Annotated in this window: 22 protein-coding genes; 15 read left to right on the plus strand and 7 right to left on the minus strand. The window is 68.3% G+C overall.

The features are described 5' to 3' along the window. Positions 1–1,034, plus strand: a 1,034-nt coding sequence (locus TSO5_RS14135) for an FtsK/SpoIIIE domain-containing protein (RefSeq protein ID WP_282183513.1), incomplete at its 5' end; no start/stop codon positions are given. Between the two features lie 315 nt (positions 1,035–1,349). Here the strand turns inward: TSO5_RS14135 and znuB are convergent. Then, positions 1,350–2,135 (minus strand): zinc ABC transporter permease subunit ZnuB, encoded by a 786-nt coding sequence (gene znuB, locus TSO5_RS14140; RefSeq protein ID WP_109152179.1) that lies wholly within the window; start codon positions 2,133–2,135, stop codon positions 1,350–1,352. Next, positions 2,128–2,928, minus strand: coding sequence for a zinc ABC transporter ATP-binding protein ZnuC (gene znuC / locus TSO5_RS14145; protein WP_199230901.1), 801 nt, complete (start codon positions 2,926–2,928; stop codon positions 2,128–2,130). Before znuC ends, znuB begins: the two co-directional genes overlap by 8 nt. Before the next feature lie 88 nt (positions 2,929–3,016). On the opposite strand from znuC, the gene TSO5_RS14150 reads away from it, so the two are divergent. After that, complete coding sequence (locus TSO5_RS14150; protein ID WP_109152180.1) at positions 3,017–3,961, plus strand: zinc ABC transporter substrate-binding protein; 945 nt, start codon at positions 3,017–3,019, stop codon at positions 3,959–3,961. Positions 3,962–4,051: 90 nt separating this feature from the next. Further along, positions 4,052–4,849, plus strand: a complete 798-nt coding sequence (gene dapB, locus TSO5_RS14155; RefSeq protein ID WP_109152181.1) for a 4-hydroxy-tetrahydrodipicolinate reductase — start codon at positions 4,052–4,054, stop codon at positions 4,847–4,849. A 33-nt stretch (positions 4,850–4,882) separates the two neighbouring features. On the opposite strand, the gene TSO5_RS14160 is transcribed toward dapB, so the two are convergent. From TSO5_RS14160 to TSO5_RS14180, 5 genes are all read right to left on the minus strand, one after another. Continuing rightward, positions 4,883–6,430, minus strand: a complete 1,548-nt coding sequence (locus TSO5_RS14160) for a response regulator (protein WP_247870757.1) — start codon at positions 6,428–6,430, stop codon at positions 4,883–4,885. A 162-nt stretch (positions 6,431–6,592) separates the two neighbouring features. Next, on the minus strand, positions 6,593–7,219 hold the full coding sequence (locus TSO5_RS14165) for a LysE family translocator (RefSeq protein WP_109152183.1): 627 nt from the start codon (positions 7,217–7,219) through the stop codon (positions 6,593–6,595). An 88-nt stretch (positions 7,220–7,307) separates the two neighbouring features. Continuing rightward, positions 7,308–9,089 (minus strand): glycosyl hydrolase family 17 protein, encoded by a 1,782-nt coding sequence (locus TSO5_RS14170; RefSeq protein ID WP_109152184.1) that lies wholly within the window; start codon positions 9,087–9,089, stop codon positions 7,308–7,310. Between the two features lie 359 nt (positions 9,090–9,448). Further along, positions 9,449–10,222, minus strand: coding sequence for a ferredoxin--NADP reductase (locus TSO5_RS14175; protein WP_109073373.1), 774 nt, complete (start codon positions 10,220–10,222; stop codon positions 9,449–9,451). Positions 10,223–10,471: 249 nt separating this feature from the next. Further along, the gene (locus TSO5_RS14180; protein WP_109152185.1) at positions 10,472–11,914 is read right to left on the minus strand and encodes a short-chain fatty acyl-CoA regulator family protein; all 1,443 of its coding nucleotides are present in this window, start codon (positions 11,912–11,914) and stop codon (positions 10,472–10,474) included. A gap of 302 nt (positions 11,915–12,216) precedes the next feature. Between TSO5_RS14180 and aceA the strand changes: the two genes are divergently transcribed. The 12 genes from aceA (at position 12,217) to paaI (ending at position 25,403) form a co-directional block, all read left to right on the plus strand. Continuing rightward, positions 12,217–13,494 (plus strand): isocitrate lyase, encoded by a 1,278-nt coding sequence (gene aceA / locus TSO5_RS14185; RefSeq protein WP_109152186.1) that lies wholly within the window; start codon positions 12,217–12,219, stop codon positions 13,492–13,494. Between the two features lie 571 nt (positions 13,495–14,065). Beyond that, complete coding sequence (locus TSO5_RS14190) at positions 14,066–14,629, plus strand: DJ-1/PfpI family protein (RefSeq protein ID WP_085092123.1); 564 nt, start codon at positions 14,066–14,068, stop codon at positions 14,627–14,629. 252 nt (positions 14,630–14,881) lie between these two features. Beyond that, positions 14,882–16,579 carry a methyl-accepting chemotaxis protein gene (locus TSO5_RS14195; protein ID WP_109152187.1) on the plus strand — a complete coding sequence of 566 codons (1,698 nt, stop codon included), beginning with the start codon at positions 14,882–14,884 and terminating at the stop codon, positions 16,577–16,579. 458 nt (positions 16,580–17,037) lie between these two features. After that, complete coding sequence (gene paaA, locus TSO5_RS14200) at positions 17,038–18,051, plus strand: 1,2-phenylacetyl-CoA epoxidase subunit PaaA (protein ID WP_109152188.1); 1,014 nt, start codon at positions 17,038–17,040, stop codon at positions 18,049–18,051. 26 nt (positions 18,052–18,077) lie between these two features. Beyond that, positions 18,078–18,365 carry a 1,2-phenylacetyl-CoA epoxidase subunit PaaB gene (gene paaB, locus TSO5_RS14205; protein ID WP_014189511.1) on the plus strand — a complete coding sequence of 96 codons (288 nt, stop codon included), beginning with the start codon at positions 18,078–18,080 and terminating at the stop codon, positions 18,363–18,365. Next, the gene (gene paaC, locus TSO5_RS14210; RefSeq protein ID WP_109152189.1) at positions 18,365–19,129 is read left to right on the plus strand and encodes a 1,2-phenylacetyl-CoA epoxidase subunit PaaC; all 765 of its coding nucleotides are present in this window, start codon (positions 18,365–18,367) and stop codon (positions 19,127–19,129) included. The genes paaB and paaC overlap by 1 nt, the downstream gene beginning before the upstream one ends. Before the next feature lie 7 nt (positions 19,130–19,136). Next, positions 19,137–19,658, plus strand: coding sequence for a 1,2-phenylacetyl-CoA epoxidase subunit PaaD (gene paaD / locus TSO5_RS14215; RefSeq protein ID WP_109152190.1), 522 nt, complete (start codon positions 19,137–19,139; stop codon positions 19,656–19,658). 175 nt (positions 19,659–19,833) lie between these two features. Continuing rightward, positions 19,834–20,913 (plus strand): 1,2-phenylacetyl-CoA epoxidase subunit PaaE, encoded by a 1,080-nt coding sequence (gene paaE / locus TSO5_RS14220; protein ID WP_109152191.1) that lies wholly within the window; start codon positions 19,834–19,836, stop codon positions 20,911–20,913. 42 nt (positions 20,914–20,955) lie between these two features. Next, positions 20,956–22,647 carry a phenylacetic acid degradation protein PaaN gene (gene paaN / locus TSO5_RS14225; protein WP_109152192.1) on the plus strand — a complete coding sequence of 564 codons (1,692 nt, stop codon included), beginning with the start codon at positions 20,956–20,958 and terminating at the stop codon, positions 22,645–22,647. After that, positions 22,644–23,450, plus strand: a complete 807-nt coding sequence (paaG, locus tag TSO5_RS14230; RefSeq protein WP_109152193.1) for a 2-(1,2-epoxy-1,2-dihydrophenyl)acetyl-CoA isomerase PaaG — start codon at positions 22,644–22,646, stop codon at positions 23,448–23,450. The genes paaN and paaG overlap by 4 nt, the downstream gene beginning before the upstream one ends. Continuing rightward, on the plus strand, positions 23,450–24,967 hold the full coding sequence (gene paaH / locus TSO5_RS14235) for a 3-hydroxyacyl-CoA dehydrogenase PaaH (RefSeq protein ID WP_109152194.1): 1,518 nt from the start codon (positions 23,450–23,452) through the stop codon (positions 24,965–24,967). Before paaG ends, paaH begins: the two co-directional genes overlap by 1 nt. Continuing rightward, positions 24,960–25,403 (plus strand): hydroxyphenylacetyl-CoA thioesterase PaaI, encoded by a 444-nt coding sequence (gene paaI / locus TSO5_RS14240; protein ID WP_109152195.1) that lies wholly within the window; start codon positions 24,960–24,962, stop codon positions 25,401–25,403. The genes paaH and paaI overlap by 8 nt, the downstream gene beginning before the upstream one ends. Positions 25,404–25,439: the final 36 nt, after the last annotated feature.

Raw genomic sequence — 25,439 nt, forward strand, 5'->3', positions numbered from 1 at the left:
CGGGCAAGTCGGTGGCGATCAACACCATGATCCTGTCGCTGCTCTACCGGCTGCCGCCGGAGCGCTGCCGCTTCATCATGATCGACCCAAAGATGCTGGAACTGTCGGTCTATGAAGGCATCCCCCACCTGCTGACGCCCGTCGTCACCGATCCCAAGAAGGCGGTGGTCGCGCTGAAATGGACGGTGCGGGAGATGGAGGACCGCTACCGCAACATGTCCAAGCTGGGCGTGCGCAACATCGAGGGCTACAACGTCCGCCTGCGCGAGGCGCGCGAGGGCGGCGAGTCGCTGACCCGCCGCGTCCAGACCGGCTTCGACCCCGACACCGGCAAGCCGCTGTTCGAGGAGCAGCCTCTCGACCTCACCGAGCTGCCCTACATCGTCGTGATCGTCGACGAGATGGCGGACCTGATGCTGGTCGCCGGCAAGGACATCGAGGCGGCGATCCAGCGCCTCGCCCAGATGGCGCGCGCCGCCGGCATCCATCTGATCATGGCGACGCAACGCCCCTCGGTCGACGTCATCACCGGTACCATCAAGGCCAACTTCCCGACCCGCATCAGCTTCCAGGTGACGTCGAAGATCGACAGCCGCACCATCCTGGGCGAACAGGGCGCCGAACAGCTGCTGGGCCAGGGCGACATGCTCTACATGGCCGGCGGCGGCCGCATCACCCGCGTTCACGGCCCCTTCGTCTCCGACCACGAGGTCGAACAGATCGTCAGGTTCCTCAAGGCGCAGGGCGAGCCCAACTATGTCGACGCCATCCTGGAGGACGAGGAGGGCGAGGAATCCTTCGACGACGGCAGCCTGCCCGGCACCGGCGGCGGATCGGGCGACGACCTCTACGACAAGGCGGTGGCGGTGGTCTGCCGGGAGCGCAAGGCCTCGACCAGCTTCATCCAGCGCCAGCTGCGCATCGGCTACAACTCCGCCGCCCGCCTGATCGAGCGGATGGAAACCGAAGGGGTGGTCAGCAAGCCCAACCACTCCGGCAAACGCGAAGTGTTGGCGCGCAATATCGACGAATGAGTGTTTTCTGGCACCCCGTTGACAGCGGGCGGGTGCCGCACCAATATCGGGGGTAGGCAGGCCGAGGAATGGTACTCCCCGGCCCGCCCGCCCGATCTTAGTGCATCAGAAGGTCAAGCAGCCGCTTGACGATCTCCAGCACCAGGATCAGGAGAGTGAGGATCTTCTCCATCCTCCAGCCCTCCGTTGGTACGGCGGCAGTGGCGGCCCATCCGCCACTGCGTCCGCCGGCGGACTATGGCGCAGGCGGGCACGTCCGCAAACGGGAAACTCACGCAGTCGTATTCTTTCCCTAATTGCGGTCAGCGCCGCACATCAACGCCGCACAGGCACAAGCGATCCCAGCAGGAACAGGGCGGCGGCGGCCACCACCACGCTTGGTCCCCCCGGCAAATCCCAGTTCAGCGACGCCAGCAGCCCGGCGATGACCGCCAGAATGCCCAGGACCGAGGCCAGCACCGCCATCCCTTCCGGCGTGCGGGCGAAGCGGCGGGCGGAGGCGGCCGGGATGATCAGCAGCGACGTGATCAGCAGGATGCCGACGATCTTCATGGCGATGGCGATCACCAGTGCGATCAGCAGCATGAAGGCCAGCCGCAGGGCGTCGACCGGCATGCCTTCCACCCGCGCCAGATCCTCGTCCACCGTCACCGCCAGCAGCCGGCGCCACAGCAGCGCCAAGCCGGTCAGCGCCACCGCGCCGCCGCTGTAGATCGCCATCAGGTCGCCATCGGTCACCGACAGGATGTCGCCGAACAGATAGGCCATCAAATCGACGCGCAAGGTCTCCAGAAAGGCCAGCGCCACCAGCCCCAGCGACAGCGAGCCGTGCGACAGGATGCCCAGCAGCGTGTCGGCCGCGAGATTGCGCCGCCTCTGCAACGCCACCAGCGCCAGCGCCAGCGTCACGCACACCACCATCACGCCAATCATCGGATTGACGCCCAGCAGGAAGCCCAGCGTCACGCCCAGCAAGGCCGAATGGGCCAGCGTGTCGCCGAAATAGGCCATGCGCCGCCACACCACGAAGGAGCCCAGCGGCCCGGCCAGCAGGGCGATGCCACCGCCGGCCAGCAGGGCGCGGATCACGAACTCATCCATGGCAGCAATCCCCGTCATGGTCATGCACGACCTTGCCATCCTCGGCATGGGCGTGGTCGTGGTGATGGACATAGACGGCCAGATCGCGGGCATGGCCGCCGAACAGCGCGTGATATTCCGGATGGCGGCTGACATCCTCCGGCCGGCCGGAACAGCAGACATGGCTGTTCAGGCAGATCACCCGGTCGGTGCGCGCCATCACCGTGTGCAGGTCGTGGCTGACCAGCAGCACGCCGCAGCCGCGCCGCTGCCGCACCTGGGCGATGCGGTTGAACAGCTCCGCCTGCCCATGCACGTCCACAGCCTGGTCGGGTTCGTCCAGCACCAGCAGGTCCGGTTCACCCAGCAGGGCGCGGGCCAGCAGCACCCGCTGCATCTCGCCACCGGAAATCGTCTGCACCGCCGAGTCTGCAAGCCGCGTCACCCCGGCCTCTTCCAGCGCCGCCTCCACCTTGTCGGCGGTCACCGGCCGCCACAACGCCAGGAATCGGCGCACGGTCAGCGGCAGTGTGCGATCCACCGACAGCCGTTGCGGCATGTAGCCGACGCGCAGGTTGGGGCGCCGCAGCACCCGCCCGCCGTCGGGCGCCACCAGCCCCAGCACGGCACGGACCAGCGTCGTCTTGCCGGCGCCGTTCGGGCCGATCAGCGTCACCACCTCCCCCGGCTGGACGGCGACGTTGACGCGGTCCAGCACGGTGCGGCGGCCGAAACGGACGGTCAGATCCTCGGTCCAGGCAAGCGGGCCGGCGACCAGCGCGGACGCATCCCGGGAAAGAGCGGGTGTTGACATGTTATGTTATAACGTGACACCAGTTGAGCGTGACTTCCCTATGCGCTGAAACCAGCGACCTGTCCAGCAAGTCGAGAGGATCCCTCCCATGCGTCGATTCGCGCTGTCCACCCTTTTGACCGGCACAATGAGCGCTCTCGTCGCCACCACCGCCCTACCGGCCTGGGCAGAGGCGCCGAAGGTGGTGGTGTCGATCAAGCCGATCCATTCCCTTGTCGCTTCGGTCATGCACGGGGTGGGCGAGCCGGTTCTGCTGGTCCGTGGCGGCGCCTCCCCGCACAGCTACACGATGAAGCCGTCGGACGCGAAGGCGCTGTCCGCTGCCGATCTGGTGGTCTGGGTCGGTCCCGAACTGGAGGGCTTCCTGGAAAAGCCCTTGCAGGCCAACGCGCCGAAGGCGACGCGGCTGACCCTGATGGACCTGAAAGGCCTGACCCTGCTGCAAGCCCGCGAGGGCGGCGCCTGGGAAGCCCACGACCATGGCCATGAGCAGCACGGCCATGCCGACGAACATGAAGAGCTGAACAGCCACATCTGGCTCGATCCCGCCAACGCCCGCGCCATCGTCACGGCGACGGCGGACGCGCTGGCCGCCAAGGACCCGGCCGATGCGGAGGCCTACCGCACCAACGCCGACCGCACGCTGCAGGCGCTCGACGCGCTGGATGCGGAGCTGAAGGCCACGCTGACACCGGTGAAGGACAAACCCTTCGTCGTCTTCCACGACGCCTACCAGTATTTCGAGGCGCGCTACGACCTGTCGGCGGTGGGATCGATCACCGTCAGCCCGGACCGTCGTCCCTCGGCCAAGCGGCTGTCCGCCATCCGCGCCAAGATCGCCGGGCTGAACGCCGCCTGCGTCTTCTCCGAACCGCAGTTCGAACCGACGCTGGTCCGCACGGTGGTCGAGGGCACCAAGGCCAAGACCGGCGTGCTCGACCCCGAGGGCGCCGACCTGCCGGAGGGCGAGGCGCTCTACCCCACCCTGATGCGCAATCTCGCCGCATCGCTGCGCGGCTGCCTTGGTGCTTAAGCCCCGGCCGGGCCTGTGCTAAACCGCTGGGAGGGCGGGAAGGTACGGCCGGAAGATCTGGCCGGCAGAGCTGAACGGAGGACGGGCGTCATGAAGATCGGTGTCGTCGGGTGCGCGGGGCGCATGGGCCAGATGCTGGTGCGCGAGATCGCGGCGACCGCGGGCTGCACGTTGGCCGGCGGGACCGAGCGGGTGGGCGGCCCGGCGCTGGGCAAGGATATCGGCATTCTGGCCGGGCTGGAGCCACTGGGCGTGACCGCCATCGACGACCCGGTCGCCCTGTTCGCGGAGGCGGACGCGGTGATCGACTTCACCAGCCCCGAATCGACGGAGCGGCACGCCGCGCTGGCCGCCCAGTCGGAAACCGTGCTGGTCGTCGGCACCACCGGCCTGAACCCGTCGCAGCAGGCGGCCATCGCCGCCGCCGCCACCCACACCGCCATCGTCCAGTCGCCCAACATGTCGCTGGGCGTCAACCTGCTGCTGGCGCTGGTGGAGCAGGTCGCCCACGCGCTGGACGACGACTTCGACATCGACATCCTGGAAATGCACCACCGCCGCAAGGTCGATGCGCCGTCGGGCACCGCGCTCGGCCTCGGCCGTGCCGCAGCGGCCGGACGCGGGGTGGCGCTGGAGGATGTCTGGCAGAAGGTGCGCGACGGCCACACCGGCGCCCGCCCGCGCGGCGAGATCGGCTTCGCCACCCTGCGCGGCGGCGACGTCATCGGCGACCACACCGTGATCTTCGCCAGCGAAGGCGAGCGGGTCGAGCTGACCCACAAGGCATCCGGCCGCCAGATCTACGCCAAGGGCGCCGTCCGCGCCGCCCTGTGGGCGCAGGACAAGACGCCCGGCCTCTACAGCATGCGCGACGTGCTGGGCGTCTGACCCCAATAGCGCTTGCGACAGGGGCGGCAGGTCCTACACCCCCGCCCCCTCGCGCTCCAGCACCGCCAGGAAGGCGTCGACCACGCGCGGGTCGAAATGGCTGCCGGCCTCCGCCCGCAGCAACTCCAGAACCTCGCCGATGTCCCACGCCTTCTTGTAGGGACGACGGTGCAGCAGCGCGTCGAACACGTCGGCGACGGCGACGATGCGGCCGGCCAGCGGAATGGCGTCGCCGGCCAGCCCCTGCGGATAGCCGCTGCCGTCGAACTTCTCGTGATGGCTCTCCGCGATCTCCGCTCCCATCGACAGATAGCCGCGGCGGTCGCCGCCGCAGGCGTCGCGCAGGATGTTGCCGCCGATGGACGCATGGTCGCGCATCACCGCCATCTCCGCCTCGTCCAGCCGGCCCGGCTTGCGCAGGATGGCGTCGGGGATGCCGACCTTGCCGACGTCGTGCAGCACGCTGGCCAGCCCGATGGTGTCGCAGAACCAGTCGTCAAGCTCCTCCGCGAAGGCATTGCGGGCGTACAACTCGCGGGCGATGGCGGTGGCCCAGCGGCCCAGCCGCTTCACATGGTCGCCGGTGACCTCGTCCTTGTATTCGGCCAGCTTGCCCAGCGCATGGACGGTGGCGATCTGCGCCTGGTTCAGCCGTTCATAGAGCCGCAGATTGTCCAGCCCGACCGCCGCCTTGGTGCAGAGCAACTCCACCAGCGGCCGGTCGCCCTCGGCGAACGGGCCGCCGAGCAGGCAGAGCGCCAGCGGTGCCGCATCGCGGCTGCGCAACACCGTCACCCCATGCCGGCTCCCCCAGCGCGCTTGACCATCGCCCAGCGCCGCCACGATGTCGGCCGCAACCTCCGCCGGCAGGTCGGCCGGCAGTCCGGCCTCCGCCAGGATCGACGGCTGGTCGCCCTCCCCCATCCCGCACAGGATGGCGGACTGGACATCGGTCAGCAGCGCCGCCGCCCGACCGACCAGCCCGGCGAGGAATTGCGAGCGCGAGCGCAGCCCGGCCAGATGATCGGCCGCCTCCATCACCCGCTCCAGCCCCTGCCGGCCGCGCTCGATGGTGGCGATGTGCTGGTAGGAGCGCAATGCTGCGACGGCGGCGGTGTAGAGCTTCTGCGCCGTCAGCTCGCTCTTCGCCTTGTAGTCGTTGATGTCGTAGGCGGCGATCACCTGCCGTTCCGGCGCCTGCCCCGGCTGGCCGGTGCGCAGGATGATGCGGACCTGCCGGTTTCCCATCTCCTCGCGGATATGGCGGACCAGCTTCAGACCGGCATCGTCGGTCTCCATCACCACGTCCAGCAGGATGGCGGCGATGCCCGGATGCTCGACCAGCAGCGACCGCGCCTGCCGCGCGGTGTAGGCCGACAGGAAACGGACCGGCCGCTCCTCGAAGCTCATTTCGCCCAGCACGACGCGGGTGATGGCATGGACCTCGTGGTCGTCGTCGACGATCAGGATCAGCCAGGGCGGATTGCGCCGCCAGCCGTCTCCATCATGATCGGCGGCGTCTTCGGTCTCGGCGGCGAATTCCAGCACATCGCTTGCCGGTTCCCGCCGGCGATCATCCATGCCGTCGCCGTTCCCGCCCCTGTCGCAGCCGTCGGCCATCACCGCCCCCGCGGTTCGATTCGCTCGGCCGGCATTCCGAAAATTTACCGGCGCGTGCATCTCCCAATGCGCCAACAATTTTCGATGAAGCCATCACGATCTGTCAACAAACCGGCGTCGGCGTCAGGCCGTCCGCTTCCAGGCGACGGTCAGCAGCCCGGCCGCCATCAGCAGCGACCCGCCGACCCGGTTGACCGCCCGCTGCACCGACGGCCTCCGCACCGCGCGCCGCGCCGCCGAAGCCAGCAGGGCATAGCCGGCGGCGTTCAGCGTCGCCAGCACCAGGAAGGTCGCCTCCATCACCACCATCTGCCCGGTCAGCGGCCGGCCGGTGTCGAGGAACTGCGGCAGGAAGGCGACGAAGAAGACGATGCTCTTGGGGTTCAGCGCGGTGACGGCATAGGTGTGCAGCATCATGCGCCAGGGCCGCACCGCCGATTCGTCGGCCACCGTCTCCACCCCCTTGACCGGCGCCCGCCACAGCTTGATGCCGAGATAGACCAGATAGGCGGCGCCAATCCATTTCAGCACGGTGAACAGCGCCGCCGAGGTCGACAGCAACACCCCCAGCCCCAGCATCGAGGCGGTCATCGCGGTGAAATCGCCCAGCGCCACCCCCGCCACCGTCGCCATCGCCGATTGCCGCCCATGGCCCAGCGCATAGGACACGACGATCAGCACCGTCGGTCCGGGGATCATCAGCATGATGGCGGAGGCGGCGGCGAAGGCGAGCCACAGATCGGGGGACATCGGACGGGTCTCCGGGTAGAGCCAAGGACCCGTCCATCAATCCACAGCGCGGCGGCCGGCGCAATGGCTGGCTGGCGGCCGACTGGCGTCAAATCCGCCGCAGCGGACGCCAGGCGCTCCACACCCCGGCCAGGAAGGGCAGAGCCAGCAGGATCTGCAGGGCCGCCCAGCCCAGCGCCTCCCAGTTCGGCCGCGTCCAATCGACCTCGTGCAGCGCCTCCATGAAGGGAAGCTGGCCGTAGATCAGCGATTCCAGCGGCACGAAGCCCTCCGCCAGCACCGTCAGCAGCGCCCCCAGCAGCAAGGAGAAGCCCAGGGCCGACTCGACCGGCAGGCGGCGGACGGCGCCGCACAGGCCGCGCGGTTCGCCGTCGGCGGTGGGGACGGCCGGGCGGAACAGACTGGCGATGCCCAGCGCGTTGCGCGTCTCCGTCCCGACCGGCCGGCGGGCGGCGCGGATCAGCCCAAGCGCCGGCAGCGCCACCGCCGGGATCAGCAGATACGGGTTGGGGAAGTCGCGATAACGGCCGTCGAAGACGATCAGCAGCGACCAGACCAGCGCCACCGCGCCCAGCGCGACGGCGCTCCACCGCCCCACCCGCTCGGTGCGGGTCAGGGCCGGGCGGGCGTGGCGCAGGCCGACCAGCGGCTCGCGCGCCAGACCGCCGCTCGCCAACGTGCGGTGGGCGGTCAGCAGCACCGCCAGCGCCAGCGCGGCGGTCAGCGCCAGCATGACCACGGCCAGCGTGGTGTCCTGCCAGTAATGCTTGCCATGCTCCGCCACAAAGGCGGCACGGACATAGAGGGTGGACAGCGCCTGCGCCAGCAGGATCAGCGCCACCCAGCCGGTGCCCGGCAGATGGCGGCGCAGCAGCGCCAGCCCGCCCAGCAGCACCAGCGCCAGCCCGCTCGACACCGCGAACAGCCAGGGCCACGCGACATTGCCGACCACCGGCCCGGCCAGCGAGAATTTCGGCGTGCGATCGGCGTTGTAGAGGCCCCAATGGCCGCCGACCGTGCCCTCGAGCTTCGCCTTCCATTCCTGGTCGAAGGCCTCGATCACGTTGTAATCGAAGCCCTCCTGCTCGGCCATGCGGACGAAGGCGTTGACGAACTTCGCCTTGTTGACCAGCCCCGGCACGGCGGCCCCGCGCGAGCGGCCCTGCGTCGGCCAGCCGGTCTCGCCGACCAGGATCGGCTTGCCGGGGAAACGGTGGGCGATGGTGCGGTAGCTCTGGCGGATGCGCTCGGTCGCGCCCTCGACGCCGGCCGGCACGTCCTCCCAATAGGGCAGCAGATGGATGGTCAGGTAATCGACGTGGGAGGATATCTGCGGGTATTTCAGCCACCATTCCCACACGTCGGCATAGGACACCGGCTGCTTCACCGCCGCCTTGACGCGGTCGATGTAGCCGGCGACCTGCTCCGGCGTCAGCTCGCGGCGCAGCAGCACCTCGTTGCCGACGATGACGCGGGTGATGACGTCGGGATAGCGGTTGGCGAGGTCGATCAGCGAGGCGATCTCCGCCTCGTTCTTGTCGGTCCGGGAGGACAGCCACGCCCCCATGGTGACCTGCAGACCATGCTTGCGCGCCAGTTCCGGCACCACCTGCAAGCCTTCCAGCGAGGTGTAGGTGCGGATGCCGGCCACCTGCGGCGCGAGGGCGACCATGTCCTCCTCGATCTGTGCGGTGGAGGGCAGGACGCCGGTCAGCGGGCTCTGCCCGTCGCGGAAGGGCGCGAAGGACACGCTGCGCAGCTTGCCCCCCGGCGGCGGATCGAGCGGCACCGGGCGGTTGGGCAGGGACCAGACGGCGAGATTCGCGAGGCCGGCGACGATCATCGCGGCGAGGATGAGGATCAGGCGCATGGGCGGGATGTCTACACCAAAGGCTTGACGGTTTGAACGGTGACCGTCGCACCAACAGGCCAGACGGCGATTTTATTCACCGGGTGCGGACAGAAAATGGGCGCGCCCCCCGGAGGAAGCGCGCCCAGTCGGTCAAGGATTGAGTGACGTGCCTTCGTCACGGAATGGTAAACCGGCGGGAGGGGGAGTTTATTCCGGCGGGAAGTGTGACTTTGTGGGGAAGTCCTTGGCCCCCTCCCTAACCCTCCCCCACCTTTTGTGGGAGAGGGGACTGCCGCCGCTCTTGCACTTACTCCCTCTCTCGCGGAACGCGGGGGAGGGTTGGGGAGGGGGCATTCGTAAGACGACACCCCCCAATCTCACCGCTCCACGAACGCCTTCTCGATGACGAATCCGCCCGGCTCGCCGTTGGTGCCCATGACGAAGCCGCGCTTTTCCATCATCGCGGTGGTCTCGGCCAGCATCGCCGGGCTGCCGCAGATCATCACGCGGTCCTTCTCGGCGTCCAGTTCCGGCAGGCCCAGGTCGGTGAACAGCTTGCCGGTTTCCATCAGCGTGGTCAGCCGGCCCTGGTTGCGGAAGGGCTCGCGCGTCACGGTCGGGTAATAGAGCAGCTTTTCCTTCACCTGCTCGCCGAAGAACTCGTTCTCCGGCAGGCTGTGGTGGATCAGGTCGTCATAGGCCAGCTCCGCCACGGTACGGGTGCCGTGGGTCAGGATCACCCGGTCGAACTTCTCGTACATCTCCGGGTCCTTGATGATGCTGAGGAACGGCGCCAGGCCGGTGCCGGTGCTCAGCAGATACAGGTTCCGCCCGGGAAGCAGGTTGTCGGTGATGAGCGTGCCGGTCGCCTTGCGGTTCACCAGCAGCGTGTCGCCTTCCTTCAGGTGCTGCAGGCGCGAGGTCAGCGGGCCGTCCTGCACCTTGATGCTGAAGAACTCCAGCGTCTCCTCGTAATGGGCGCTGACGAGGCTGTAGGCGCGCAGCAGGGGCCGGCCTTCGACCTCCAGCCCGATCATGGTGAACTGCCCCGGCAGGAAGCGGAAGGACGGATCGCGCGTGGTGGTGAAGCTGAACAGCGTGTCGGTCCAGTGGTGAACGGTCAGCACGCGCTCTTTGATCAAGTTGCTCATGGGGCGTTCCAAAACCTGTCGAGGCCAACTCGGTTGGCAATGTTCAATACCAAAGTCCGGGACGCTGCGTTCAGGTGGCCGGTGCGCGAGGACGCGAGCGGAGCTGCCGCGACGCAACGGTCGAAACCTATCAACAAACCCGGTCAAAGGCCACGGATTTCTACCAGTCGAATGACGGGCTTTCCGGCAAACAACACAAACGACGCCGTACAACATTGATCCCGGTCAATTCGCCCGCTATTCCGCTCCTTATTCTGCGCTGGGCGGCGCGAACAGATAGGGGGAGAGGCCGCGCAGGTTCTCATCGACGATAAGCCGATGATTCAGCGGCGGAAACGCCCGCTGAGAACAGTCCAGCCGTGGGCAGAGCCGGCAATTCACGCCGATCGGCGTCGCCGCGTCGGTGTTGGACAGGTCGAACCCGTCCGCATAGGTGACCTGAGCCGCATGCTGGACATCGCAGCCGAGAGCGACGGCGAATTGCTGCGGCGGGCTGCGGTGGCCGCCGCCCGCCTTCACCACCGTGCGGGCGATGGAGAAATAGGCGGTGCCGTCCGGCATCTCCGCCATCTGGCTGTGGATCTTGCCCGGCGTGCGGAAGGCCTCATAGACGATCCAGCGCGGACAGCCGCCGCCGAAGCGGGCAAAGTGGAAACCGGCGCCGGAAAAACGCTTCGACACGTTGCCGGCGCTGTCCACCCGCATGAAGAAGAAGGGCACGCCCTTGGCCCCCGACCGGTGTAGCGTGGTCAGCCGGTGGCAGACCTGCTCGAACGACGCGTCGAAGCGCCGCCGCAGGATCTCGATGTCGTAGCGCAGCTGGGTCGCCGCCTCGTGGAAGCGGTCGTAGGGCATCAGCACCGCCGCCGCGAAATAGTTGGCCAACCCGATGCGGGTCAGCCGCCGCGCCTCGTCGTCCGACAGGTTGGCGGCGTCGACGATGCCGTTCAGCAGGTCGCGGTGGCGCAGCAGCGCGATCTGGCAGGCCAGCTGGAAGGTGCGGCCCGACGGCGCCAGCATCTCCGACAGCAGGATGCGTCGGCTGTGGCGGTCGAAGCGCCGCACGGCATAACCCATCACCTCCGACGGCAGCAGGCGGACGCGGACGCTGTGCTGGGTGTTCAGCCAGTCGACCAGCCCGCGATAGAGGTCGCCGCGCTCCAGCTTGCCGTCCTGCCACAGGCTTTCCGCCGCCGCCTCCAATTCCGGGAAATGGTTGGAATGGGCCTGGAACAGGTCGCGCACCTCGTCCTGCGGGAAGCCGGTGGCCTGCACCAGATGCAGCTTCTCGCGGTCGGCCACCCGCTCCGCCAGGGCCTGCAGATCGTCGCGCGCACCGCGGAAGCCGCGATAGAGCGCCACCACCGCCTGCCCCAGCGTCGGCGCCACCGCCGCCAGCTCACGGAAATCCTGGTTCTTGATGTCGGAGCCGTCGAACAGCGGGTCGGAGAACACCTCGCGCAAGCCCGCCACCAGCCGGCTTTCCTCATCCTCGGCGAATGCCTGCAGATCGACGCCGAACTGCTGGCCCAGCTTCAGCAGCAGCGGCACCGTCACCGGGCGCTGGTTGTGCTCGATCAGGTTCAGATAGCTGGGGGAGATGCCCAGCTGTTCGGCCATCTGCGCCTGGGTCAGGGCGTGGTCGCGGCGCAGGCGGCGGACCTTCGGACCCAGCATCGCCTTCTTTTCCATAGTCGCCACCGCGCCTCTCCGCTTTACAAGATTTACCGATTTACAGCTTTGTGAAGACGGCAGTTTACAAACGGACCTTTTTACAAACAAGGGCTTATTGCAACGCACTCAGGGCAGGTTTAAGTCTTGGTTCACGGCCGCGCTGTAAAGCGCAAGCGGCCCCGAAGACGGAAAAGTGCAGATGAAACCGGCGGGAGGAAACGCCGCTGCACAACAGCCGCAGGGACCGACAAAAGGCCCGCCCCGAGACCCCAGTTCCGCGCCGATCAACCGGGCGCACCGGACAACAAGGAACCTGACCCATGTCGCTCGATGAAAAGACCAAGGCCGCCATCCACGCCGCCCGTTACGAGGGCATCCGCCGCGACTACACCATGGACGACGTCAAGCGTCTGAGCGGCTCGGTCAAGATCGAGTACACGCTGGCAGAGCTGGGCGCCCGCCGCCTGTGGGAGCTGCTGAACACCGAGCCCTACATCAACACGCTGGGCGCGCTGACCGGCAACCAGGCGATGCAGGCGGTCAAGGCCGGCCTGAAGGCCATCTACCTGTCGGGCTGGCAGGTCGCCGGTGACGCCAACACGGCCGGCCAGATGTACCCGGACCAGAGCCTGTATCCGGTGAACTCGGTCCCGGCGGTCGTCGAGCGCATCAACAACACCTTCAAGCGCGCCGACGAGATCCAGACCTCCGAGGGCAAGGGCGACACCTACTGGTTCGCGCCGATCATCGCGGATGCCGAGGCCGGTTTCGGCGGCCCGCTGAACGCCTTCGAGCTGATGAAGTCGATGATCAAGGCCGGTGCCGCCGGCGTGCACTGGGAAGACCAGCTGGCTTCGGAGAAGAAGTGCGGCCACCTCGGCGGCAAGGTTCTGATCCCGACGCAGCAGCACATCCGCACGCTGAACGCCGCCCGTCTGGCCGCCGACGTCTGCGGCACCTCGACCCTGGTGATCGCCCGCACCGACGCTGAGTCGGCGCAGCTCATCACCTCGGACATCGACGAGCGTGACCATCCCTTCATCGATTTCGACAGCGGCCGCACCACCGAGGGCTTCTTCCGCCTGAAGAAGGGCATGGGCGTCGATCACTGCATCGCCCGCGGCCTGTCCTACGCGCCGTATTCGGACCTGATGTGGTGGGAGACCTCCAAGCCGAACCTGGACGAAGCCCGCCGCTTCGCCGAGGCCGTGCACAAGCAGTTCCCGGGCAAGATGCTGGCCTACAACTGCTCGCCGTCCTTCAACTGGAAGGCCAACCTGGACGACGCCACCATCGCCAAGTATCAGCGCGAGCTGGGCGCCATGGGCTACAAGTTCCAGTTCGTCACGCTGGCCGGCTTCCACAGCCTGAACTACTCGGCGTTCACGCTCGCCAAGGGTTACGCCGAGCGCGGCATGGCCGCCTACTCCGAACTGCAGCAGGCCGAGTTCGCGGCCGAGAAGGACGGTTACACCGCCACCAAGCACCAGCGCGAAGTCGGCACCGGCTACTTCGACGCGGTCGCCACGGCGATCTCCGGCGGCACCTCCTCGACCACCGCGTACAAGGACTCCACCGAGGCTGACCAGTTCCATTGATCGCAGGTTCCGATCATCGGGATTGGTCCGTGATCCAGTGTGCGAGCTGGATCTTTTCGAACGGCTGATGCTTTGACTTGCCGACGGCCGGGGGCCTTCCCCCCGGCCGCTTTTTTATGCCCGAACGGATCCGGCAAGGGTCATCGGCGATAATCCGTCGGTGAAGCCACGCCTCCATGGTATGGCAGCCCTGCATGGCATCAACCGGTGGTACGGCCCGGCTGGCCCGAAAGTCTTGAACTGGGCTGGAAAATGCGGACAAATCCACTGCGATGGCCGGTTTCAGGGCCGCCCCGGTCTTGGGTGCGCCGCGGAATCCCTTGTTGACTTGGGACCGCATCGGGACCAATTAAGTCCGCATGCTGAAAACAAACCGATCCGGGACGTAAAGGTCCCACACGCCGGCACCCGACTTTGGGCCACCGGCGGGCGGAACTGGCCGCCGCGCATTCCCGTGCGCGGCGATGACCGTTTCCCGACCGCCACTTGCCCCGGCGGGTTCTCCCCTGGCGGACATGCCATCGGAGATGCTCCGGCGTTCTTTGGTGAAACGATGAAAGGACAAGACAGTATGGATCAATCGCTCGCAGGAAAGTCCATCGCCATCCTCGTCTCCAACGGCTTCGAAGAAGCGGAGATGACCGAGCCGCAACGCGCCCTGATCAAGACCGGCGCGACGCTGCGGACCATCTCCACCGAGACGGGTCTGGTCAACGGCTGGCACGGCAAGTCCTGGGGCCATTACTTCCCGGTGGACAAGCATCTGAGCGAGGCGCTCGGCGCCGACTTCGACATGCTGCTGCTGCCGGGCGGTGAGCGCAGCGTGGCGAAGCTGCAGCAGTCGGCCCACACCCGCCGCATCGTCGGCCACTTCCTGGATGCCGGCAAGCCGATCGCCGCCATCGACCAGGGCATCCAGCTGCTGGCGATCCCCGGCAAGCTGCGCGGCCGCCTGCTGGCCGCCCCGGAAGCCTACCGCGCCGACCTGACCGCCGCCGGTGGCCGGATCAGCGAAGAGGCTCTGGTCGTCGACGACATCACGGTCTCGGCCCTGGGCCAGGACCAGCTGAACGAGTTCGTCGAAGCCGTGGTGAAGCTGTTCACCGAGCTGGGTTCCGTTCGCAAGGCCGCCTGATCTCCATCCTCAGCCGGTCCCGAAACGGCCGCCGCACCAACCGGGTGCGGCGGCCGTTTCGTTTTGGGGCCGTTTCCCCGCCCGCGTCCTTCCCCGGACTGTGACCATTGCCCGGTTCCCCGCGATCTCCGACCATTTCACTCACCTTCCGCGTTGATAATTTTAAACGTTCGGATTAGTAAGATTGAGGGTCGAATAATTCCTTCGGGCGGGATGTCTTCTTGCCGGAAGCTTGGCGGGGGTGCGGACAAATTGGCTAAAATTCGTGTATTCGGACGTCTCACCATCCGCGCCAAGATCATCGTCGCCGTGCTTGGCACCGTGGTGATGGCCGCCGCCTTCGGACTGTTCACGCTCAGCCGGCTGGAAATCCTAAACAATGCCGCGGAGACGATGCGCAGCCGCTCGCTGCCTGCGACCCAGCTGGCCGGTCAACTGACCTCCGCCGCGCAGAGCCATCGCATCGCCGAAGCCGCCTATGCGCTCGCCACCAACGAGATGCAGGTGAACCAGGCCGAAAAGGGCTGGACCGACGCGGTGGCCGAGGTGACGGCGCGCCGTCAGGCCGCAGGATCCCGCTTCACCGGCGGCGAGGGTGCGGCGCGGCTGGCGGCGTTCGACGAGGCCTGGACCACCTACGCATCGGCCGCCGAACGGGTGCGCGGCCTTTCGCGCGACGGGAACGCCCAATCCTCCGTCAGCGTCTTCAAGCGCCCCAGCGCCGTCGCCTTCGCCCGCGTGCAGGAGGCTTTGGACGCGCTGGTCGAGGGCACGATGGTCGACGCCGGCGCCGTCGCCGACCAGGGCGCGGCGGTCTACAACAGCGCTCACGGCATGGTGCTGGGCGGGGTGACGCTCTGCACGCTGCTGGCGCTCGGCTTCGGCGCCGTGCTGGTGCGCGGCATCTCCCGCCCGATCCTCGATGTCGCCAGTTCGCTGGAACGGCTGGCCGCCCGCGATTTCACCGCCAGTTTCGAAGAGGGCCGCCGCGACGAGATCGGCCGCATGGCCACCGCCGCCCGCGTTTTCCGCGACACCATGCTCGACACCGAACGCCTGCAGCAGGAGCAGGAGCGGCTGAAGACCGCCGCCGCCGAGGAACGCCGCCGCGAACTGCGCACGCTCGCCGACGGCTTCGAGGCGACGGTGAAGCGCCTTGTCGAGGCGCTGTCGGCCTCCACCACCGAGATGACCGCCGCCGCCGCAGCGATGGCCGAGGGTGCCGCCGAGACGGCGCGCCATTCCGACGCGGTGTCGTCGGCGGCCGGCCGTGCCTCGGCCAATGTCGACAGCGTCGCCGCCGCCACCGCCGAACTGTCGGCCAGCTTCGCCGGCATCTCGCAGCTGGTCGCCGATTCCGCCGGCATCGCCGCCGACGCCACCCGCGATGCCGAACGCAGCACCGCCGTGATGGGCAGCCTTGCCGAAGCCGCCGAGGAGATCGGCAAGGTGGTCGACATGATTTCCGGCATCGCCGGCCAGACCAACCTGCTGGCGTTGAACGCCACCATCGAGGCGGCCCGCGCCGGAGAGGCCGGCAAAGGCTTCGCCGTCGTGGCGAGCGAGGTCAAGCAGCTCGCCGGCCAGACCGCCAAGGCGACCGCCGAGATCCAGGCGCGCATCGCCGAAATCCAGAGCGCGTCGGGCACCGCGGTCGACACCATCGGCGCCGTCACCCGCACCATCGCCCGCCTGAACGAGATCGCCAGCGAGGTCGCCGCCGCGGTCGAACAGCAGAGTGCCGCAGTGGGCGAGATCGCCGCCAACATCCAGGACGCCGCCGACGGCACCCGCACGGTTTCCGACAACATCGCCGCCGTCACCGCCGCCGCCGCGTCCGCCGAACAGGCGAGCAGCGTCATGGTGCGGTCGGTCGACACCGTCACCGGCGATGCCGGTCGGATGCGGCAGGAGGTGGACGGGTTCCTGGGGGCATTGCGGGCGTCGTAAGCCCCCATCGATTCTCCTCTGCCTACGGCGAGCCCGAGGGCCGTCGCAAATACCGTAAAGCAAGCCGGACACCCGTCGGACAGATAGGGGGCCGGCAGAGGGCGCATGCGGACGTGGCGGACTCTTGCCACTCCGCCGCCCAAACCAGAGCGCCGTTGTCGGTTATGAGCCCGGCAGCGCCCCTCCCCCTTCGTCTTGCCTCTTCTGCATCGCACAAAAACTTAAAATCCGCATCGACTGTGTATCGGTGCAGGCCCACGCACGCCCTCATCCGGTCGAGCGAGACCAAAGACATGCGCTGAATCGCGAAGGCAAGTTTCTGATTTTCAAAAGAATTTTTGAGACCTGCCACCCCACCCCAAAAGCGACACACAAATCCGCTTTACAGTCTTTGATCTGTATCATATTTTGCTTTCAGAAAATGTTCGCTGGACACGCGATCCATCTCGGGGATGCCGATGTACACGCAGGGTTTGGATGCCAAGACCGAGCAGGGCGCTCAACCGTCTCCCCGCTTGGTGACGGAACAGGACGCCGCTCTCCAGGGCCGCTTCCAGGAGCGCGTCGACGCCGAAGAGAAGATCGAACCGCGCGATTGGATGCCGGAGGGCTACCGCCGCACGCTGGTCCGCCAGATCTCGCAGCACGCCCATTCGGAAATCGTCGGCATGCTGCCGGAAGGCAACTGGGTCACCCGCGCGCCGACTCTGCGCCGCAAGGTGGCCCTGCTGGCCAAGGTGCAGGACGAGGGCGGGCACGGCCTCTATCTCTACAGCGCCGCCGAGACGCTGGGCGTGTCGCGCGACGAGCTGGTCGGCCAGCTGCTGTCGGGCAAAGCCAAGTATTCCAGCATCTTCAACTACCCGACCCCGACCTGGGCCGACATCGGCGCCATCGGCTGGCTGGTCGACGGCGCTGCGATCATGAATCAGGTGCCGCTCTGCCGCTGCTCCTACGGCCCCTATGCCCGCGCCATGGTCCGCATCTGCCGGGAGGAGAGCTTCCACCAGCGCCAGGGCTACGAGCTGATGCTGGCGCTGGCCCAGGGCACGCGGGAGCAGAAGCGGATGGCGCAGGACGCGCTAAACCGCTGGTGGTGGCCGTCGCTGATGATGTTCGGCCCGTCGGACGACCAGTCCGCCCACTCCGCCCAGAACATGGCCTGGAAGATCAAGCGCTTCTCCAACGACGAGCTGCGCCAGCGCTTCGTCGACGCCACGGTGCCGCAGGCCGAGTTCCTGGGCCTGACCATCCCGGACCCGGAGCTGCGCTTCAACGCCGAGACCGGCCATTACGAATTCGGCGCCATCGACTGGACCGAGTTCAACGAGATCCTGAAGGGCAACGGCCCCTGCAACCGCGAGCGCATCGAGGCCCGCCGCAAGGCGTGGGACGACGGCGCCTGGGTGCGCGAGGCCGCCGTCGCCCATGCCGCCAAACGCAAGCAGCGCGCCCTGAAGAAGGCCGGCTGACCAAAGAATTCCGAGGGAACGAGACCATGGATCGTAAGGACTGGCCGCTGTTCGAGATCTTCATCCGGCCGAAGAACGGGTTGTCGCACAAGCATGTCGGCAGCCTGCACGCCGCCGACGCCCGCATGGCGCTGGACAACGCCCGCGACGTCTACACCCGCCGCGGCGAGGGCGTCAGCATCTGGGCGGTCCCCGCCGCCAGCATCGCCGCCTCCGACCCCTCGGAGAAGGCCAGCCTGTTCGATCCGGCCGACGACAAGGTCTATCGCCACCCGACCTTCTACGACATCCCTGCAGACGTGAAGAACATCTGATGAGCATGGATCTCAAAGAGGCCCTGTTCGCATACACGCTGCGGCTGGGCGACACGTCGCTGGTGCTGGGGCACCGGCTGTCGGAATGGTGCGGCCATGCGCCGGAGCTGGAAGAGGACATCGCGCTGACCAACGTCGCGCTCGACCTCGTCGGCCATGCCCGCATGCTGCTGACCTATGCCGGCGAGCTGGAGGGCAAGGGCCGCGACGAGGATCGCCTCGCCTACCGGCGCGACGTCTTCGACTACCGCAACCACCTTCTGGTCGAGCAGCCGAACCGCGACTTCGGCCACACCATCGTCCGCCAGTTTCTGCACGATGCCTGGTCGGTGGGGCTGTATGAGCGGCTCTGCGCCTCCAAGGACGAGACGCTGGCCGGCATCGCCGCCAAGGCGGTGAAGGAGGTGCGCTACCATGTCCGCCACAGCGGCGACTGGCTGGTGCGGCTGGGCGACGGCACCGACGTCAGCCACGCCAAGGTTGCCGACGCGCTCGGTCGCCTCTGGCCCTACACCGGCGAGATGTTCGAGCGTGACGAGGCCGAACAGGCGCTGGTCGCCGCCGGCATCGTCCCCGACCCGGCCGAGATGAAGGCCGCCTGGACCGCCCGCGTCGAGGCGGTGCTGGAGGAGGCGACGCTCGACCGCCCGGCCGACGGCTGGATGCAGAAGGGCGGCCGCCGCGGCGAGCACAGCGAGCATCTCGGCTATTTGCTGGCCGAGATGCAGTTCCTGCCGCGCGCCTATCCCGACGCGACCTGGTGAGGCCGAGATGCCGGATGCAGCAGGCTGCTGGGGACCGGAACCGGGCGCCGATGCGGTCGTAAAGGCCGCCTGGGACGCGCTGGCCGGGGTGATGGATCCGGAGATTCCGGTGCTGAGCATCGTCGATCTCGGCATTGTCCGCGCGGTGTCCGCCGACGCGGAAGGGCGGCTGTCGGTGGCGCTGACGCCGACCTATTCCGGCTGCCCCGCCACCAATGTCATCGTTCTGGAGGCGGAAACCGCGCTGGCCCGTGCCAAGCTCGACGCCCGCGTCTCGGTGGTGATCGCCCCGCCCTGGACGACCGACTGGATCAGCGACACCGGCCGCGAAAAGCTGGCCGAGGTCGGCATCGTCCCGCCGCCGGCATCCGGCAAGCGGTCGCTGACCGCGCCCGACGAGGTGATCGCCTGCCCGCGCTGCGGATCGCAGGACACCCGCCAGATCAGCCGCTTCGGCTCCACCGCCTGCAAGGCGCTGCACGCCTGCAACGCCTGCCTCGAACCGTTCGACGTGTTCAAATGCCATTGAGTGCTTTCGGTGGATGCCCCCTCCCCAACCCTCCCCCGCTTTGCGGGAGAGGGAGCACGCGCCAGATCGACGGCAGTCCCCTCTCCCGCAATCGGACCGGCCTCCGGCCGGCCGAGAGCGGGGGAGGGTTAGGGAGGGGGCATCGTCGCATCCGCTCCACAAGGATCCCGAGCCCATGACCACCCCCAGCTTCCACCCGCTGACCATCCGCGAGTGCCGCCGGGAGACCGCGGACACCGTGTCGATCGCCTTCGACGTGCCGGCCGATCTCGCCGATCGCTTCCGCTTCGTCCAGGGCCAGTACCTGACCCTCAAGACCCACATCGGGAACGAGGAGGTGCGGCGCTCCTACTCCATCTGCTCCGGCGTGGATGAGGGCGAACTGCGCGTGGCGGTGAAGAAGGTCGATGGCGGCCTGTTCTCCACCCACGCCAACCAGTCGCTGGCGCCCGGCGCGGTGCTGGAGGTGATGACGCCGATGGGGCGCTTCCACACCCCCATCGACCCGAACGCGGCGCGCACCTATGTCGCCTTCGCCGCCGGCAGCGGCATCACCCCGGTGATGTCGATCCTGAAGACCGTGCTGGCGCAGGAGCCGAAGAGCCGGTTCGTCCTGGTCTACGGCAACCGCACCGTCTCCTCCATCATCTTCCGGGAAGAGCTGGAGGATCTGAAGAACCGCTACATCGGCCGGCTGGTCATCCACCATGTGCTGAGCCGCGAGCCGGAAGAGGCCGGGCTGCTGGGTGGCCGCATCGGCGCCGGTCTGGTGCACGAACTCTGCGCCGGTCCCTTGAAGGCGGAAGACATCGACGCGGCCTTCCTCTGCGGCCCCCAGCCGATGGTGGAGGAGGTGCGCGACGCCCTGGCCGCCTGCGGCACGCCGCCTGCCAACATCCACGTCGAACTGTTCGGCACCACGACCCCGGCGCGCCCGACGGTCAGGAAGGTGGCGACCGACACCCCCACCGACGCCGCGACCATCGCCATCCTGCAGGACGGCAAGCGCAAGGAATTCACGCTGCCCTATGACGGCGAGAGCATCCTCGACGCCGCCCACCGGCATGGCGCCGACCTGCCCTATTCCTGCAAGTCCGGCGTCTGCTGCACCTGCCGCGCCAAGGTCCGCGAAGGCAAGGTGGAGATGGCCGAGAACTACTCGCTGGAGCCGTGGGAGGTCGAGGCCGGCTATGTCCTGACCTGCCAGTCGCGCCCGCTGACCGAACGGGTCGTCATCGACTTCGACGCCGCCTGATCCGACGCCGCCTAATCAACGAGAAAAAGGAAACGCCCCGCCATGACCACCACCCCGCAGAGTCTGTTCGAGACGCACGAGGCGACGCTGCAGAAGGCCGTCGAGGCCTGCCGCAGCCGCGCCTATTGGTCGGCCTTCCCCGAAATGCCGAGCCCGCGCGCCTATGGCGAGACGGCGGCGGCGGATGGCGAGGCGGCCTTCGCGGCCTACCGCGACAAGCCCTTCGAACTGGACCAGCCGGGCGTCACCGGCGCCAAGGGGGGCATGGTGGGTGGCGAGCGCTCGCCCTTCGGCTTCGACCTCGGCATTACCTATCCGGTGTCGGACGTCGATGCACTGGTGAAGGCGGCCAAGGCGGCGATGCCGGGCTGGCGCAAGGCCGGGCCGAACGGCCGCGCCGGCGTCTGCCTGGAAATCCTCAAGCGGTTGAACGCCCGCAGCTTCGAGATCGCCAACGCGGTGATGCACACCACCGGGCAGGCCTTCATGATGGCCTTCCAGGCCGGTGCCCCGCATGCCCAGGACCGCGGGCTGGAGGCCGTCGCCTATGGCTGGAAGGCGATGACCGACCAGACCCCGACGGCGCGCTGGGAGAAGCCGCAGGGCAAGAACCCGCCGCTGGTGATGGACAAGCGCTTCGAGGTGGTCGGCCGCGGCGTCGGGCTGGTCATCGGCTGCGCCACCTTCCCGACCTGGAACGGCTATCCCGGCCTGTTCGCCAGCCTCGTCACCGGCAACGCGGTGATCGTGAAGCCCGGCCCCACCGCCATCCTGCCGCTCGCCATCACCGTGAAGATCGCGCGCGAAGTGCTGGCGGAGTGCGGGCTCGACCCCAACCTCGTCACGCTGGCGATCGGCGACACCGTCGCCAAGGATCTGGCCCTGCGGCCGGAAGTGGCGGTGATCGACTACACCGGCTCCACCAGCTTCGGCGACTGGCTGGAGCAGAACGCCCGTCAGGCCCAGGTCTACACCGAGAAGGCCGGCGTCAACACGGTGGTGATCGACGGCACCGACGATCCCAAGGGCATGGTGCGCAACCTCGCCTTCACGCTCAGCCTCTATTCCGGCCAGATGTGCACGACAACCCAGGTCATCTTCGTGCCCAAGGACGGCATCCAGGCCGGCCCGGAGCGGATGAGCTTCGATCAGGTCGTCTCCGCGCTCGCCGGCGGCGTCGACAAGTTCCTGTCCGACCCGGAACGCGCCGTGGAGGTGCTGGGCGCCATCCAGTCCGACGCCACGCTGGCCCGCATCGATGAAGCCGCCAAGCTCGGCACCGTCGTGCTGCCCTCGCGCGCCATCACCCATCCGAAATTCCCCGACGCCCGCATCCGCACGCCGCTGATCCTGACCATGGATGCGGCCGACGAGGACAAGTACGGCCATGAGCTGTTCGGCCCGATCTCCATCATCGTGAGGTCCGACAGCACCGCCGACAGCCTGGAGCGCGCCGCCCGCCTGACCCGGACCAAGGGCGCGCTGACCACCGGCCTCTACAGCACCGACCCGCAGCTGATCGAGCAGGCCACCGACCTTTGCGTCGAGGCCGGCGTCGCCCTGTCGGTCAACCTGACCGGCGGCGTCTTTGTCAACCAGTCCGCGGCCTTCAGCGACTTCCACGGCACCGGCGCCAACCCGGCGGCCAATGCGGCGCTGTGCGACCTCGCCTTCGTCGCCAACCGCTTCCGCGTGGTGCAGAGCCGCGTTCCGGTTCTGGAGGCCGCCCAATGAGCGACCGGCAGACCACTGACAAGACCATCCTTCTCGACATCGCCGACGGCGTCGCCACCATCACGCTGAACCGTCCGGACCGGCTGAACAGCTTCACCGCGGCGATGCATGAGGAGCTGCGCGAGGCCGTCGGCGAGGTGCGCGAGGACAAGGCCGTGCGCTGCCTGCTGTTGACCGGCGCCGGGCGCGGCTTCTGCGCCGGGCAGGACCTGTCCGACCGCGCGGTCGCGCCGGGCGCCCAGGGCCCCGACCTCGGCGTGTCGATCGAGACCAACTACAACCCGCTGGTCCGGTCCTTGCGCGCCCTGCCGATGCCGGTGGTCTGCGCCGTCAACGGCGTCGCCGCCGGGGCGGGCGCCAACATTGCGCTGGCCTGCGACATCGTGCTGGCGGCGCGGTCGGCCAGCTTCATCCAGGCCTTCTGCAAGATCGGGCTGATCCCCGACAGCGGCGGCACCTGGACCCTGCCGCGTCTGGTCGGCCATGCCCGCGCCATGGGCCTCGCCATGCTGGGCGACAAGGTCACGGCCGAGCAGGCGGAAGCCTGGGGCATGATTTGGAAGGCGGTGGACGACGACAAGCTGATGGCGGAGGCCAGCGCGCTCGCCCGCCAGCTCGCCACCCAGCCGACGCGCGGCCTCGCCCTCATCAAGCAGGCGCTCAACGCCTCCTCAGCCAACGACCTCGACACCCAGCTGGATCTGGAACGCGACCTCCAGCGCGAGGCTGGCCGCACGCATGACTATCGCGAGGGCGTCGCCGCCTTCGTCGAGAAGCGCGCGCCGAAGTTCGAGGGGCGGTGATGGCGGCGCTCGATCCCTCCGTCACCGTCGCGGTGGTCGGAGCCGGCGCCATGGGCCAGGGCATCGCCCAGGTCGCGGCGCAGGCCGGCCACCCGGTCCTGCTGGTCGACACCCGCCCCGGCGCCGCGCAGGCCGCTGTCGAGTCCATCGCCAAGGCCCTGACCACCCTGGTCGAAAAGGGCAAGCGCACGGCGACGGAACGCGACGCCACCGTCGACCGGCTGCGTGCCGTGAACGGCCTGTCCGACCTCGCCCCCGCCGGTTTGGTGGTGGAGGCCATTGTCGAGGACCTCGACGTCAAACGCCGCCTGTTCGCGGAGCTTGAGGGCATCGTCGGCGTGGGTGCCATTCTCGCCACCAACACCTCGTCGCTGTCGGTCACCGCCATCGGCGCCGGGGTTCAGCGGCCGGAACGGCTGGCCGGCCTGCATTTCTTCAACCCGGCGCCGCTGATGGCGCTGGTGGAGATCGTCAGCGGGCTCGCCACCGATGCCGCGGTGCTCGACACGCTGTTCGACACCGCGAAGGACTGGGGCAAGAGCCCGGTGCGCTGCCGCTCCACCCCCGGCTTCATCGTCAACCGGGTCGCCCGCCCCTTCTACGCCGAAGGGCTGCGGCTGGTGCAGGAACAGGCCGCCGATCCCGCCACCATTGACGCCGTCGCCCGCGAGGCCGGCGGCTTCCGCATGGGGCCGTTCGAGCTGATGGACCTGATCGGCCATGACGTGAACTTCGCCGTCACCCGCTCCGTCCACGCCGCCTATTTCGGCGACCCGCGCTTCCAGCCCTCGCTGATCCAGCAGGAGCTGGTCGAGGCCGGGCGTCTCGGCCGCAAAACCGGCCGCGGCTTTTACGACCACAGCCCCGGCGCCGCCAAGCCGGCGCCGCGCAACGCCGAACCGGCCGCCAAGCCGCAGCGTGTCACCGTGCAGGGCGACCTCGGCCCCGCAGCGTCCCTGGTCGGGCTGCTGCGCGAGGCCGGCATCGCCGTCGAGGAGACCGCCGGCACCGGCGTGCTCGTCGCCGATGGCGTCACGCTGGCGCTGACCGACGGCCGCACCGCCACCGCCCGTGCGGCGGAGGACGGCATCGCTCCGCTGGTGCTGTTCGACCTCGCGCTGGACTACGCCAAGGCCACCCGCGTGGCGCTGGCCCCCGCCGACGGCACGCCGTCCGAAGCGCTCGCCGCCGCCGCCGGGCTGTTTCAGGCGCTGGGCAAAGCGGTGTCGGTGATCGACGACGCCCCCGGTCTGGTGGTGATGCGCACCGTCGCCATGCTCGCCAACGAGGCGGCGGACGCGGCGATGCAGGGCGTCGCCAGCGCCGCCGACATCGACATCGCGATGACCAAGGGCGTGAACTACCCGCTGGGTCCGCTGGCCTGGGCCGACCGCGTCGGCCTGCCCCATGTGCTGGCCGTGCTCGACGCGCTGGCCCGCACCTACGGCGAGGACCGCTACCGCGCCTCCGCCCTGCTGCGCCGTAAAATCTCCGGAGGAAACCGCTTCCATGGCTGAGACCCACACCGATCCCCAATCCCTCGCCGAAGCGGTCGGCCGCGGCATGTACGAGCGCGACCACTGCGCCCAGGCCCATGGCATCGAGCTGCTGGAAATCGCTCCCGGCTATGCCCGCATGGCGATGACCGTGCGCAAGGACATGGTGAACGGCCACGACATCGGCCATGGCGGCATGACCTTCACGCTGGCCGACACCGCCTTCGCCTATGCCTGCAACGCGGCGAACGAGGTGACGGTGGCGGCGGGCTGCTCCATCACCTTCCCGGCTCCGGCCAAGCTGGGCGACGTGCTGACCGCCGAATGCCGGGAGGTGCACAAGCGCGGCCGCTCCGGCGTCTACGACGTCACCGTCACCAACCAGGACGGCACGGTGGTCGGCCTGTTCCGCGGCCAGTCGGCACGCATCGCGGGGACCGTGATTCCGGTGGCCTGAAGCCAACGAAGGCAACGCCCCTGGCGGCCACGGTCA

It is taken from the genome of Azospirillum sp. TSO5, assembly GCF_003116065.1.
In the GTDB taxonomy this organism is placed as follows: domain Bacteria; phylum Pseudomonadota; class Alphaproteobacteria; order Azospirillales; family Azospirillaceae; genus Azospirillum.

What these genes read in the sequence shown, in the direction of transcription:
- paaN (WP_109152192.1), top strand. Translation starts at nt 20,956, where the DNA reads ATGACCACCACCCCGCAGAGTCTGTTCGAGACGCACGAGGCGACGCTG.
- dapB (WP_109152181.1), top strand. Translation starts at nt 4,052, where the DNA reads ATGAAGATCGGTGTCGTCGGGTGCGCGGGGCGCATGGGCCAGATGCTG.
- TSO5_RS14180 (WP_109152185.1), bottom strand. Translation starts at nt 11,914, where the DNA reads ATGGAAAAGAAGGCGATGCTGGGTCCGAAGGTCCGCCGCCTGCGCCGC.
- znuB (WP_109152179.1), bottom strand. Translation starts at nt 2,135, where the DNA reads ATGGATGAGTTCGTGATCCGCGCCCTGCTGGCCGGCGGTGGCATCGCC.
- paaB (WP_014189511.1), top strand. Translation starts at nt 18,078, where the DNA reads ATGGATCGTAAGGACTGGCCGCTGTTCGAGATCTTCATCCGGCCGAAG.
- TSO5_RS14170 (WP_109152184.1), bottom strand. Translation starts at nt 9,089, where the DNA reads ATGCGCCTGATCCTCATCCTCGCCGCGATGATCGTCGCCGGCCTCGCG.
- aceA (WP_109152186.1), top strand. Translation starts at nt 12,217, where the DNA reads ATGTCGCTCGATGAAAAGACCAAGGCCGCCATCCACGCCGCCCGTTAC.
- paaD (WP_109152190.1), top strand. Translation starts at nt 19,137, where the DNA reads ATGCCGGATGCAGCAGGCTGCTGGGGACCGGAACCGGGCGCCGATGCG.
- paaA (WP_109152188.1), top strand. Translation starts at nt 17,038, where the DNA reads ATGTACACGCAGGGTTTGGATGCCAAGACCGAGCAGGGCGCTCAACCG.
- paaE (WP_109152191.1), top strand. Translation starts at nt 19,834, where the DNA reads ATGACCACCCCCAGCTTCCACCCGCTGACCATCCGCGAGTGCCGCCGG.
- paaH (WP_109152194.1), top strand. Translation starts at nt 23,450, where the DNA reads ATGGCGGCGCTCGATCCCTCCGTCACCGTCGCGGTGGTCGGAGCCGGC.
- TSO5_RS14150 (WP_109152180.1), top strand. Translation starts at nt 3,017, where the DNA reads ATGCGTCGATTCGCGCTGTCCACCCTTTTGACCGGCACAATGAGCGCT.
- paaG (WP_109152193.1), top strand. Translation starts at nt 22,644, where the DNA reads ATGAGCGACCGGCAGACCACTGACAAGACCATCCTTCTCGACATCGCC.
- paaI (WP_109152195.1), top strand. Translation starts at nt 24,960, where the DNA reads ATGGCTGAGACCCACACCGATCCCCAATCCCTCGCCGAAGCGGTCGGC.
- paaC (WP_109152189.1), top strand. Translation starts at nt 18,365, where the DNA reads ATGAGCATGGATCTCAAAGAGGCCCTGTTCGCATACACGCTGCGGCTG.
- znuC (WP_199230901.1), bottom strand. Translation starts at nt 2,928, where the DNA reads ATGTCAACACCCGCTCTTTCCCGGGATGCGTCCGCGCTGGTCGCCGGC.
- TSO5_RS14175 (WP_109073373.1), bottom strand. Translation starts at nt 10,222, where the DNA reads ATGAGCAACTTGATCAAAGAGCGCGTGCTGACCGTTCACCACTGGACC.
- TSO5_RS14190 (WP_085092123.1), top strand. Translation starts at nt 14,066, where the DNA reads ATGGATCAATCGCTCGCAGGAAAGTCCATCGCCATCCTCGTCTCCAAC.
- TSO5_RS14165 (WP_109152183.1), bottom strand. Translation starts at nt 7,219, where the DNA reads ATGTCCCCCGATCTGTGGCTCGCCTTCGCCGCCGCCTCCGCCATCATG.
- TSO5_RS14160 (WP_247870757.1), bottom strand. Translation starts at nt 6,430, where the DNA reads ATGGATGATCGCCGGCGGGAACCGGCAAGCGATGTGCTGGAATTCGCC.